The sequence below is a fragment of the Salinicoccus sp. RF5 genome (assembly GCF_020786625.1).
Classification (GTDB): Bacteria; Bacillota; Bacilli; order Staphylococcales; family Salinicoccaceae; genus Salinicoccus.
This window is the reverse complement of the sequence record NZ_JAJGRC010000001.1, coordinates 320,413-332,986: the sequence shown is the minus strand read 5'-3', so window position 1 is coordinate 332,986 and position 12,574 is coordinate 320,413. Positions and strand designations below refer to the sequence as shown.

The window sequence follows — 12,574 nt, the reverse complement described above, 5'->3', positions numbered from 1 at the left end:
CATCCTGGTTGCACTCCTTGCTCTGATATGGGGGTTCGTCTACTGGGTGCTTGTTCTATAGAAAACATCATTTCCGATGTTTTCTTTTTTTGATGGCAGCTTCCCTCTCCAGGAGGACATCTGTACGGTCGCGCAGTCGGTGCTTATAGACAATTTCTTCATCCTGGACGACCCGATCCCGCGTCCACCTCTTGAAAGCTTCAATATCCGACGACGGCCCATAGCCGCCGTGTTCGTGCAGCGCTTGCCACATGTCCTCCGTCAATGGATAGGCAAGGGGGTGGAATGGCATATCTTCCATGTTCTCCATCCTTGCGGTCATCATTTCGACGAGTTCCTCCTCCATGCCGAGGGCAGCGAGATCATAGGTGTTCTCCTCATGGAGCTTCAGCGCACGGCGGTATGACCTTACCGCCCCGTTGATATTCCCACGTCTGTAATGGTATTCTCCGGTAGCAAGAAGAATAAAGAACACTTCTGCATCATTTTTGGAGAATGCGGGGGACGACTTCCACGTGGCCTCCATGATTTCATGGCATTCGAAGTAATCTTGCTTTATAATGAGTTCGTTATAGAAATCTATAAGATGAAACAGTTTCATGTTATCGTCTCCTGATATCGAGGTAATTTTTATGAATGGATACAAAGTACAACTGGATGTATTCGAAGGACCGCTGGACCTTCTTCTTCATCTGATCAAAGAGCTGGAAATCGATATCTATGACATACCGATGAAGACGCTCACCCGTCAGTATATGGAATATATCGACGAAATGAAAGAGCTGGAAATCAATGTGGCGAGCGAATACCTCGTGATGGCCAGCGAACTGCTGAAAATAAAGAGCCATATGCTCCTGCCTGAACCGCCCCATCTGGAGGAGGAGTATGAGGACCCGCGGGAATCACTGATGGAGCAGCTCATCGAATACCAGAACTACAAGCAGTATGCCGAACAGCTGGCGGAGCTGAAGAAGCAGAATGAAAGGATCTACATCAAGGCACCCCACGTCTTCGAGGAGCAGGCGGACGATGACGCACCGCTTGAAGTCTCCCTTGCTGATCTAATGGTGGCATACCAGAAGGTGAGGGACAGGATCTCCATCGACCGCCCACGGAACATCACCGTCAGAAGGGAATCGGTCTCACGGGAGGCTGCCGAGTCATTCCTGCGGCAGCGATTTGAAGAAAAAAGGATCCTTGGGCTTCGGGACCTCTTCACCTTTTCGGAATCGAAGCCCAAAGTCGTGGCGGTATTCATCACGCTGCTGGATTTCGTGAAGGACAACCAGCTGGCCATCCGTCCACGGGGCCATGAGGATTTTGAAATTGAAAGGCTGTATGACTAATGGAGAAGATGGAAATCATTGAAGGATTATTGTATATTGCAGGGGACGCCGGCCTTTCCGAGGAACAGCTGATCATGCATGTACCGATTACGAAGGCACATCTCGAGAAGGTGGTCGGGGAGTATTCCAGACCAAACCTCACCATACAGAGGCACGGGGACAGATACTTTTTGCAGACGACCCCCGAAATGGAAAAGTATATCCAGCGCATTCTGGACGACCGGCCCAGCCAGAAGCTGTCACAGGCTTCGCTGGAGGTCCTGTCAATCATCGCCTATAACCAGCCCGTATCAAGAAGCGATATAGAGATGATGAGGGGGGTCGCATCCGATGGTCCCGTCTCCACGCTTCTCGGCAAGGGGCTGATCGCGAAGAAGAGCATATCTGATGAGCGGGCCGCCCATTTTGTGACCACCGGCCACTTCCTGCAGCTGTTCGGTCTGGAATCGCTTGAGGCGCTGCCGACCCAGAAGGATATCCTGGAACAGGAAGAAATGGATTTATTTTTTGAAAGTATAGAGGAGGAGTAGCAATGGAAGAGGTAAGATTACAGAAGGCAATCGCAAACAGCGGTGTCACTTCAAGAAGAAAAGCAGAAGTTATGATAGAGGAGGGCCGGGTGAAGGTCAACGGCCAGACGGTCACGGAGCTCGGGACAAAAGTGACGCAGAACGACAAGATAGAAGTCGATGGTGTACCAATCAGCCAGGAGGAGAAGGTCTATATACTCTACTACAAACCGGCAGGTGAGATCTCGACGGCTGAAGACGAGAGGAGCCGCCGTACTGTAGTGGATGCATTCGAACGGATGGATGTCCGCTTGTATCCAGTAGGACGCCTGGACTATGACACTTCCGGCATCCTGCTCATGACGAATGATGGGGAATTCACCCAATACATGACCCACCCGAAATATGAAATGAAGAAGACATACCGCGTAAAGATCGACGGCATCTTGAAGCGTGAGGAACAGAAGCAGATGCGCAAGGGCATCCGTCTCGAAGACGGTGTCACGGCACCGGCAGATGTGAAGGTCATCCGTGACAAGAAGGACAGACAGATGATCCTTGAACTGACGATACATGAAGGGCGCAACCGTCAGGTGAGGCGGATGTTCGAACACTTCGGGCTAAAGGTGATCAAACTGACCCGCATCAGTTATGACTTCCTTACACTTGATGGGCTCGGGGAGGGGGAGTACCGTTTCCTCAAACCGCATGAAGTCAAGAAGCTGATCGCAAACGCCAAAGCGTCCTGACCCCGGCAATTGTCATAATACTGTCATACAGGACAATTTTATAAGATGATATAATTGAATTTATGAATCAGAACGACAGGCAGGTGATAAATATGAAGGGACGTACACGCAACATCCTCAGAGTGAGCATCATCGTGACCATCACCGTACTCATAGGTGTTACAGTGTGGTTCAACCTGACTTCAGGAACGAAGGCCGTCGAAGTCGGCGATGAGGCCGTGGACTTCAAGCTGACGACACTAGAAGGCGAAGAGATCCAGCTTTCCAAGCTGACCGAAGATAAGGGCGTCATCCTGAATTTCTGGGGCACATGGTGCAAACCTTGCCGGGAGGAAATGCCGGATATGAATGACATCTATACACAGGGCCATGAAGATTATGAAATAATCGCCGTGAATGTTGCCGAAAATGAACAGCAGATCCGCCAGTTCATGTCGGGCCTCGATGCCAACCTGGAATTCCCCATAGCACTGGATCGGTCAAAAAGTGTAACCGAAGCCTATAATATCGGCCCACTACCGACGACGATCGCCGTAAACAAAGAGGGGACCGTCGTCAAAAAGCAGGAATATCAGCTCACTCATGATGATATCAATGCGTTTATCAGTGAATCCACAGAATAGGATGAATCAGCAATGGAACTAAAGGAAATAAAATGTGAATCCTGTGGTCATGTCAATCCGCCCGGAACGCAGCTGTGCCAGTCCTGCGGCAAAATGATCAACAGTGATTACGACAAGAACAAAATAAAAGACCTGATGAGGTATGATGGCAGTGCGGTAAGGTCCAAGACGAAATCGAAGAGCATCTTCGACAAGATCTGGATCTTCTTCACTTCAATCAAGGTCGGTGTCTCCATCATACTCGCCATCGCCATTGCGGCGTCGATTGGTACGATCTTCCCTCAGGAATACTTCATCCCGCTTGGTGTCGACCCAGCTGAGTATTACCAGGAAAATTACGGAACCCTCGGCTACCTATACTATTCCCTTGGATTCCACAACCTCTATTCTTCATGGTGGTTCCTCATACTGAACGGCATGCTTGCGCTGTCCATCATTGCTGCAAGTATCGACCGGGGCGTGCCGCTGTTCAAATCATTGAGCAAGCAGCGTGTCAAAAAGCACGACAGTTTCTTCCGCAGACAAAGGCTGTTCCTAAACACAGACCGTCCTGACGATACCGGCAGCATCATCGATGCATTTTCGAAAAAGCGCTATAAGGTCCGGCAGGAAGGCGACAATTATCTGCTCGAGAAAGGGCGTCTTTCCCGATACGGTCCATACATCAACCACACTGGACTGATCATCCTGCTTTTCGGCAGCATGCTGAGGTTCTTCCCGGGCATGTACGTGGATGAAATCGTCCATATTCCCGAGGGTGAAACGGAAGAGCTGCCGACGACGGAAGGTCAGTACTATGTCAAAAATGAAGCGTTCACCCTCGATACTTATGATGAGGATGCAGGTGAAGTCTTCAACGAGGCACTGAGCAGCAATACGATGCTCATAAGCAACTATCAGACCGACATCACCTTCTATGAAAACTCCAGTGCGGATATAGTCGGGTCCTCCCCAGACCTCGAAGCTGTGGATGAATACAGCATCCGCGTCAACCATCCATACCGTTTCGGCAGCTATGAACTCTACCAGTCGAGCTACGACAACTCACAGCTCAAGGCCATGACCTTCCGGCTGGAAGACGAGGATGGCAATACAGTCGGCGATCATTTCACAGTCAACTTGAGCGATCCCGAAAGTTCATTTGATATTGCTGAGGGAGTGTCGGTCAACATGAGGGCTTATTCTCCTGATTTTCTTGAAATCGATGATAATGGTACATTGGTGTCAGCCACACCGGTACCGAGAAATCCGGCATTCGTCTTCGAAGTTGCAGATGGTGAAGAAAGCGAACTCAGCCTGCTGCAGATCATGAACAGTACCGACATTACAGAAGACAATGACTACAGCATCCGGTTCGTGGAAGCGGAAGAACATATAGCTACCGTGCTGACACTCAAGAAAGACCTCACCATACCCTTCATCGCTACAGGTTTCATCATTTTCCTGATTGGTCTGTTCATCGGTTCGTATATCAATCATAGGAGAATATGGATCAAGGCGGACGATAATCTGGTGCTCGCTGCACATACCAACAAGAATTACTTCGGAATGAAGCGGGAGATCAACGAGATTCTTGAATCCAACGGACTCGGAGCAGTGAATGACAAACTGGATGACGCGGACAAAGACAAAAACAAGGAGTAATATTATATGGCATCTCAACTTGTATCAATAAGCAGTACGCTGCTCTATGCAGCTTTCATATTATACCTCGTGGCGATGCTTCCGTTGGCGACGAGCATCAAGTCAAGGTCAGACAAGCCAGCCAAAATCGCCATCTCAATGGTGATCGTCGGGTTCATCCTGCAGCTGTCGTATTTCATACTGAGATGGATTGCCCAGGGCCATGCCCCTGTATCGAACATGTATGAGTTCATCACCATGTTCGCCATCATGATCATCGCAGGCTACCTGATCACATACTTCTATTTCAAGACCAAATTGTTCGGCCTGTTCGCACTTCCCATATCCATGCTCCTCATGGCCTATGGCAGCATGTTCTCAAGGGAAGTGGAACCGCTCATCCCGGCTCTCCAGAGCAGCTGGCTCGCCATCCATGTCATTACAGTGACCCTCGCTTATGGTATACTGTCCATGAGTGCCGTCGCCGGCCTGATCTATCTTCTGAAGGCTGTTCCGGCGGATGAAAAATCCTGGCGCGCACGCTTTTTGGAAGCCATCATGGCGGGTATAGTAACAGTGCTTGTCTTCATTGTGACGACAGTCCTCATGCAGAATGTAATCGGCTACCAGGATGACTTCCTCTATCAGGATAAACAGGGGGAGACACAGGTCGCCGAATACCACCTGCCGAGCCTGGTCAATTTCGAGAACGCTGTACCTGTTGAACATGCCGGTGACAACAACTATGAGGAGGCGGACCACTTCCACAGTGGAGTGAACCTCCCTCCCATCATCGATTCACAGAAGCTCAACACCGTCATCTGGTCTGTCGTGCTCGGCCTCATCACATATGGAATCATCCGCCTTATCCTGAGGAAACGGATCATCACTGTTTTGAAACCATGGTCCAACAAGGCCGACCTCAGCCTGATGGATGAAATCGGCTATCGGTCGGTCATCATCGGCTTCCCTATTTTTGCACTTGGCGGCATATTCTTCGCGGCCATCTGGGCACAGATCGCCTGGAGTCGTTTCTGGGGCTGGGATCCAAAAGAAACTTGGGCGTTCATCACGTTCATGTTCTATACGGTCTTCCTTCACCTCAGGCTCAACAGGGGATATGAAGGTGAAAAGTCTGCATGGCTTGCCATCATCGGCTTCCTACTCATCCTTTTCAACCTGATTGCCATAAACCTGCTCGTTGCAGGGCTGCATTCCTACGCATAAAATGGAAAGAGGGTTTATATGTCTGAAAGAATTCTCATAGTAGATGACGAAGAACGCATCAGAAAACTGCTGAACATGTACCTCGCACGTGAGGGTTATGAAATCACTGAAGCTGATAATGGAGAGGATGCTCTAGAACTCGCTCTGGAGCAGAATTTCCACTGCATACTTCTTGACCTCATGATGCCGAAGATGGACGGCATCGAAGTCGCCAAGCGGTTGAGGACCCAAAAATCGACACCGATCATCATGCTGACGGCCAAAGGCGAGGAGAACAACCGTGTAGAAGGTTTTGAGGTCGGTGCAGATGACTACATCGTCAAGCCTTTCTCTCCGAGGGAGGTTGTGCTGCGCGTCAAGGCGATACTCCGCCGTTCATCGGAAACATCCTTCATAGAGGCGGATTCATCAACGAAGGATGTCATCGTATACGATCATCTGGTGATCGACAATGATGCCCACAGGGTGCTCGCCGATGACGTCAAAGTGAATCTGACGCCGAAGGAATACGAGCTGCTGCTGTTCCTGGCACGGAGCCCGGACAAGGTGTTCGACCGCGAGGAGCTGCTCAGGGAAGTCTGGCATTATGACTTCTACGGCGATCTGAGGACCGTCGACACCCATGTGAAGCGCCTCAGGGAGAAGCTCAATAAGGTTTCGCCGGAGGCGAGCAATATGATCAACACCGTGTGGGGCATCGGCTACAAGTTCGAGGTCAATGAATAATGAATGTCATAAACAGCGTCGTAACAAAACTGTGGTTAACTATCATTCTGATAGTAACGACAGTTTTAATTATATTATCGATCATTTTGAGCCTATACTTCCGCAACTATGTACTCAATTCGACAGAAACGCTGCTCGAGGAGGAGATCACCCGTGCGGAGGAGATTGTCCTGACAGAGCACGATATCAATGACCTCGATTCCTTGCTTCTGCAGGAGGACAATCTGATACTCTACACTGATGGAACGATGATTTCCCAACAGTCCTCAACCGACGAAGCAATCTACCAGCGGATCCTTTCCGGTGAGGGCGAAGGGAATACCTTCATCCTTGAAGACATATATGATCATGACTATATGGTCAAAGTATCGAATTTGAGCGACTACTTCGAGAGCGACATGGCCCTGATCAAATACAGGGATCTTGAGGATATCAACGAGTCCATGCGTGCAGTCACCGGCATCATCATCGGCAGTGCCCTTGTACTCTTCCTCATCACCACCTCCTTCGCATTCTTCCTGATCACCAGGATTACGCGGCCGCTGATCAGCCTCAAGAATGCTGCGTTCTCAACAGCCAAAGGCAACTATAATACGCTGGATGTGAAGAGCCGTGATGAGATAGGGGAGCTCACCCTCGCCTTCAACAAGATGAATAATGACATCCGCAGCAACATCAGCGAAATCACCCATGAAAGAAACTTGAGGGAGCAGATCTTCACCTACATGAATGAAGGGGTTCTCTACTTCAACAGCGATGTCGAGCTGATCTACAGCAACCAGAAGGGCAATGAACTCTACGACCTCATAAGGAGTCATGCTTCGGAATCGGGTCGATTCGATGAGAACATCAGGGAGATCGCTGAACACAGGGAAGCTGCAATCGAACGGATGGAGATGCAGAACCGTCATCTGCAGCTGTCCTACACGCCAGTGGAAGAGGGCGATATCGTCTATGGGGTCATCCTGCTTGTGCGGGATGTGACCGAGGAAGTGGATGCGGAGAAGCTGCGTTCGGAATTCATCGCGAACGTTTCTCATGAACTGAAGACCCCGATGGTCATGCTGAGCGGCTATTCCGAAGCACTGCTCGATGACATTGTCACCGACCCAGAGGAGATAAAGGAAATGATCGGAATCATCAAGGACGAGTCGGATCGGATGAACACAATGGTCAATGAACTGATCACCATTGCCAGGATGGACAGCAGATCAGACTTCTTCAATATCGAAGAAAATGACTTTGGACAGCTGCTTGATAAGCTCGGCAGCCGGTTCAGACACGAAATGCTGGAGAATGGCATCGATTTTTCCATCGTCAGAGAGGAAGGGGACCTGACCTTCGAATTCGATTTCGACAAATTGAGCCAGGTGCTTACAAACCTTCTCGATAACGCAATCCGCTATACTTCAGAAGGCGATCGCATCACGATCACCGCAGGGGCGACAACGCGCAATGTCACCATTGAAGTGGCCGATACAGGCACAGGCATCAGGCCGGAGCACCAGCAGCGCATTTTCGAGCGCTTCTATAAAGTGGACGAATCCCGGACCCGGGGACAGCATGGAACAGGTCTCGGTCTGTATATTGTCAAAAGCATCATCCACAGGCATAATGGAACCATAGACCTCGAAAGCATATTTGGGGAAGGGACCTCCTTCCGCATTACGCTTCCGAAAAAATATACAGAGGAATGACGCATATGAAGAGAAACCGTTTGGAAAGACTGATCATTATAAGCATTTTGGCAGCACTGTCATTCATATTGATGCTCATCCAGTTCCCGATTCCTTTTATTCCACCATTCCTTACCGTCGACTTTTCTGATATCCCGGCATTCATAGGATTCATCCTGTTCGGCGGAGTGGCCGGCTCCCTCATCATCATCATGAAGATTGTGCTGTACGGCCTCCTGATGGCGAGTGAACCGATCGGGCCGCTGGCCAATATGCTTGCTGCATTTTCATTGCTGCTTCCGATCTATTTCATCCACGAAAGGCATCAGACGAAGAAGTCCCTGATCGTCGGCTTTACTGTCGGCATCATCGCCTTGACCATAATGATGGCCGTGCTGAACTACTTTGTCCTGCTGCCGATGTACGGCATCATCATCGACCATTCGGATCTTATAGAAAATATCCGTGCTGTGGTGACTGCGGGCATCATCCCATTCAATCTGGTGAAGGGGATCCTTGTCTGTCTCGTGGCTTATCTCGTCTATGTGAAACTGATACCGAAGCTCAGAAGGTAGAAAAAATCCCTTGGAAATACAATTTCCAAGGGATTCATCTATATCATTCATATTTTAAGGGGTCTCCATCGAATGGCTGCGATTCGACTTTTATCGAATCGGTCGGGCACCCATCGAATGCATCCTCCATGTCTTCCAGCAGTTCTTCAGGGACTGCCATCGTACCCTGGTTGTCGTCGAGTATGACGTATGCTATACCGTCATCATCGTAGTCATATATATCAGGCGCTGCTGCGCCGCAGGCACCACACGCGATACATGTGTCCATATCGACGATGGTGTATTTCTTTTCACTCACTATCTTCACCTCTCAACCATTTCTTTCTACTTCATTTTACGGCTAATCAAAGGATATTTCAATTATATTCGGCCTGGCGGACTACAATACGACTATAGTCGCACGCCTGAGATGATACCTCTTTAAAATGAAATGGAAACATACTATAATTATAAAGAACGATACCAGTTTGAGGAGAATGTCTATGAAAGATGATTTTTACAAGGATATAGAACATAAGCGCACTTCCCAGTCCAAGAAGGAGAAGAGCAGCAAGGATCATCCATCATCCGGGGAGGAATCCGGCAAGCTGAGCCGTGCAGAGCGCCACAAGCCAAAGGAGAAGGGTGGTCAGAAGTTGGCCGCCGGCGACCGGTTCAAAGCATGGAGCGGAAAGTTCTCGAAGCATATCAACAAGGAGAGCCTTGATAAGGGAAAGACATTCTTCGCCGGCAAGCTTTCCTCCTACAACAGAAGGTTCAAGGATGAAATCAAAGTATCGAAGGAGAAGCTGTCCGAACTCAGGGCCCGGAAAGACCAGCCGGCTGAAAATCAAAAGACCGGCAGGGACAAACGTCTCGTGCCCGCCATCATCGCAGGCGTGCTCATCCTGCCCGTTACAATCATATTGGGCGTCCTCATCATAAGCAACTTCTGGCCCACAGACGATGGGGCCGGGGGTGTGGCCGACAATGGCGAGGAGACCGCAGAAGAAACGGCAGAAACGCCTTCTGAAGCAACGGATGAGGAGCTCGAAGAGCAGAAGGCGGAGATGGAGCGTGAACTGGCTGAATCCAGGGAAGAGACCGGCCAGGACGACCTTGGCACCGGTGCCGTGGAGATTGAATTGAGTCCGGATGAAGAGGCTGAGCTTGAAGAGGCTGCAGCCACAGCCATAGAGGAAAAGGAGTCGGGGGAAACTGCCGGTTCCAGTACAAGCATCGTGGAGGAGCCTGAAACCCTCCAGGAGGAAGAAACTGAAGAAGCACCGGAGGAGTCCGGCCAGGAGTCCTCCGAAACCTCCGGGGAACCGGAAGCGGAGTCATCTTCAGGGACGGTTCATATCGTGCGTGCCGAGGACAACCTGTACCGTATCGCAATCAGGTATTATGGCAGCGGCAGCTCAGATAACATCAGAAAGATCCAGGATGCCAACAATGGTGTGGATGCCGATTCATTGACAGTCGGACAGGAACTGGTGATACCAGAATAGAAAGGTGTTAAACATGAAGCATATAGAGACCATCATCATAGGGGCAGGACCATGCGGTTTATCTGCAGCCATCGAACTGCAGAACAGGGGGCTGGAATACCTCGTAATCGAAAAGGGCAATATTGTCGAGGCCATCTACAACTATCCGACCCACCAGACATTCTTCTCTTCAAGCGAGAAACTTTCCATAGGGGACTTCCCATTCATTACAGAACAGCATAAGCCGAAAAGGAACCAGGCGCTGGTCTATTACCGTGAGGCAGTGAAGCATTTCGACCTCAATATAAATACTTATGAAGAAGTGTCCTCAGGACGCAAGGCTGGAAACCAGTTCATATTGGAAACATCCAAAGGACGCTACAGCTGTGACCATCTCGTGATCGCCACAGGCTATTACGGGCAGCCGAACCAGTTGAACGTCCCCGGTGAGGGTAAGGATAAGGTCTTCCACTACTTCAAGGAGGCGCATCCCTTCTTCAACCAGGATGTGCTCGTGGTCGGCGGGAAGAACTCCAGTGTGGATGCTGCGATTGAACTGGAGAAGGCCGGCAGCAATGTTACGGTCGTCTACCGCCAGGGCGCATATTCCAAGAGCGTCAAGCCATGGGTACTCCCGCAGTTCGACTCTCTCGTCAAACATGACAAGATAGATATGCACTTCAATACTGAAGTCGTCGACATCAAAGATGACAGTGTCGTGCTTGAGAAGGAAGGAGAGACGTTCGAGATACCGAACGATTATGTATTTGCCATGATCGGTTATCATCCCGACTATCGTCTGCTGAAGTCGTTCGGGGTACAGCTGAATGAGAACGAATATGGTGTCGCCCCGATGCATGACCGAGAAACGATGGAGACCAACGTGGATGGCCTATACATTGCCGGTGTGATCGCCGCGGGCAATGACGCCAATACCATATTCATTGAGAATGGCAGGTTCCATGGAGGCGCCATAGCCGAAGATATCTCGAAGAAGAAATGAACGCATGAAGATGCCCCCTGCCTGAACAGGCAGGGGGCATCTTTTTCTAATGCTGGAAAATTTCCTCCAGAGCATCCCCTTCGAGCGCATTGCATAATGCCAGAAGCAGTTTGATCCTTGCCTTCTGGCCATTCAGACCATTGGAGAAGATCACTCCCCTGTTTTTGAGGTCATGACCCCCACCTTCATAATCATAATAGCTGCCGACGATGCCATTGAAGGAACGTGAAACGAGCACGGTGCTGATGCCCGCATCGAGGACCTTCTGCAGACCACCGAGGGCGCTGGGCGGGAGGTTCCCCTGTCCCAGTGCCTCGATCACGAGTCCATCGTATCCGTTTCCGACCAGTGCCTCGAAGAAGGTACCATCAAGATCTGCGTGGGCTTTGATCAGTCCCACCTTCCTCGTGGAATCAGCACGGTCGAACTGGTCCTGGGTGCGCACCTGATGATGATAGTGGATATCATCCTTCGTCAGGATGCCGATCGGTCCATGGTTTGGACTCTGGAATGTCGCTATATTCGAGGTGTGTGTCTTGGTGACGTTCCTTGCCGTATGTATTTCGTCGTTGAAAACGACCAGGACACCTCTTGAAGCAGATTGGTCATCCATTGCCGCCCGCAGGCTGGACAGATAGTTGTACATGCCATCGGAGCCGATTTCATTGAATGACCGCATTGCCCCTGTAATTACCACAGGCTGAGGGATATCCAGTGTGAGGTCGAGGAAATAGGCCGTCTCCTCAAGCGTATCCGTACCATGTGTGATGACGAAGCCGTCATATCGCACAGACTCCCGGCGGATGATGTCCCTGATTTCGATCATATCGTCCAGGGTCATATGGGGAGAAGGCTTCTTCACAGGGTAGGTTTCCTCCAGACAGATGCCGAGATCCTCTGCACGGTCGATCTTCACCGGATTATCTTCTCCTGAAGTGATCAGCCCTTCTTCTGAGGACATACTGATGGTCCCCCCTGTATGAATCGCCAAAATTTTCTTCTGCATATGACTTCCTCCTAAACGAATCTATAAAACTATGATAAGATA

General features: G+C 50.1%; 14 protein-coding genes. 11 read left to right on the top strand and 3 right to left on the bottom strand.

Features of this window, described 5'->3' with window-relative positions:
- Positions 1 to 67 precede the first annotated feature (67 nt).
- Entirely contained in the window at positions 68 to 601 is a 534-nt protein-coding gene (locus LLU09_RS01825; protein ID WP_228310238.1) for a DUF309 domain-containing protein, read from the bottom strand.
- A gap of 31 nt (positions 602 to 632) precedes the next feature.
- Between LLU09_RS01825 and LLU09_RS01820 the strand changes: the two genes are divergently transcribed.
- The 9 genes from LLU09_RS01820 (at position 633) to LLU09_RS01780 (ending at position 9,054) form a co-directional block, all read left to right on the top strand.
- Entirely contained in the window at positions 633 to 1,346 is a 714-nt protein-coding gene (locus tag LLU09_RS01820; RefSeq protein WP_228310237.1) for a segregation and condensation protein A, read from the top strand.
- Between the two features lie 8 nt (positions 1,347 to 1,354).
- Positions 1,355 to 1,876, top strand: a complete 522-nt coding sequence (gene scpB, locus LLU09_RS01815; RefSeq protein WP_228310236.1) for an SMC-Scp complex subunit ScpB — start codon at positions 1,355 to 1,357, stop codon at positions 1,874 to 1,876.
- 2 nt (positions 1,877 to 1,878) lie between these two features.
- Positions 1,879 to 2,604: a pseudouridine synthase gene (locus LLU09_RS01810; protein ID WP_228310235.1), complete on the top strand. Its 726-nt coding sequence runs from the start codon at positions 1,879 to 1,881 to the stop codon at positions 2,602 to 2,604.
- 62 nt (positions 2,605 to 2,666) lie between these two features.
- Positions 2,667 to 3,227, top strand: a complete 561-nt coding sequence (gene resA / locus LLU09_RS01805) for a thiol-disulfide oxidoreductase ResA (protein ID WP_228310234.1) — start codon at positions 2,667 to 2,669, stop codon at positions 3,225 to 3,227.
- 12 nt (positions 3,228 to 3,239) lie between these two features.
- Positions 3,240 to 4,871, top strand: a complete 1,632-nt coding sequence (locus LLU09_RS01800; RefSeq protein WP_228310233.1) for a cytochrome c biogenesis protein ResB — start codon at positions 3,240 to 3,242, stop codon at positions 4,869 to 4,871.
- Between the two features lie 6 nt (positions 4,872 to 4,877).
- Positions 4,878 to 6,077, top strand: coding sequence for a c-type cytochrome biogenesis protein CcsB (ccsB, locus tag LLU09_RS01795; protein WP_228310232.1), 1,200 nt, complete (start codon positions 4,878 to 4,880; stop codon positions 6,075 to 6,077).
- Between the two features lie 18 nt (positions 6,078 to 6,095).
- On the top strand, positions 6,096 to 6,803 hold the full coding sequence (locus LLU09_RS01790) for a response regulator transcription factor (protein WP_228310231.1): 708 nt from the start codon (positions 6,096 to 6,098) through the stop codon (positions 6,801 to 6,803).
- Positions 6,804 to 6,889: 86 nt separating this feature from the next.
- Complete coding sequence (locus LLU09_RS01785; RefSeq protein ID WP_228310230.1) at positions 6,890 to 8,500, top strand: HAMP domain-containing sensor histidine kinase; 1,611 nt, start codon at positions 6,890 to 6,892, stop codon at positions 8,498 to 8,500.
- Between the two features lie 5 nt (positions 8,501 to 8,505).
- Entirely contained in the window at positions 8,506 to 9,054 is a 549-nt protein-coding gene (locus LLU09_RS01780) for an ECF transporter S component (protein ID WP_228310229.1), read from the top strand.
- A 43-nt stretch (positions 9,055 to 9,097) separates the two neighbouring features.
- On the opposite strand, the gene LLU09_RS01775 is transcribed toward LLU09_RS01780, so the two are convergent.
- Entirely contained in the window at positions 9,098 to 9,322 is a 225-nt protein-coding gene (locus LLU09_RS01775) for a 4Fe-4S domain-containing protein (protein ID WP_031544881.1), read from the bottom strand.
- A 214-nt stretch (positions 9,323 to 9,536) separates the two neighbouring features.
- Here LLU09_RS01775 and LLU09_RS01770 point away from each other — a divergent pair, with 214 nt between their 5' ends.
- Together LLU09_RS01770 and LLU09_RS01765 are read left to right on the top strand one after the other, a co-directional pair.
- Positions 9,537 to 10,544: a LysM peptidoglycan-binding domain-containing protein gene (locus tag LLU09_RS01770; RefSeq protein ID WP_228310228.1), complete on the top strand. Its 1,008-nt coding sequence runs from the start codon at positions 9,537 to 9,539 to the stop codon at positions 10,542 to 10,544.
- Between the two features lie 13 nt (positions 10,545 to 10,557).
- Complete coding sequence (locus LLU09_RS01765) at positions 10,558 to 11,526, top strand: YpdA family putative bacillithiol disulfide reductase (RefSeq protein ID WP_228310227.1); 969 nt, start codon at positions 10,558 to 10,560, stop codon at positions 11,524 to 11,526.
- Positions 11,527 to 11,572: 46 nt separating this feature from the next.
- Here LLU09_RS01765 and LLU09_RS01760 read toward each other — a convergent pair whose 3' ends face one another.
- Positions 11,573 to 12,532, bottom strand: a complete 960-nt coding sequence (locus tag LLU09_RS01760; RefSeq protein WP_228310226.1) for an asparaginase — start codon at positions 12,530 to 12,532, stop codon at positions 11,573 to 11,575.
- Positions 12,533 to 12,574 lie beyond the last annotated feature (42 nt).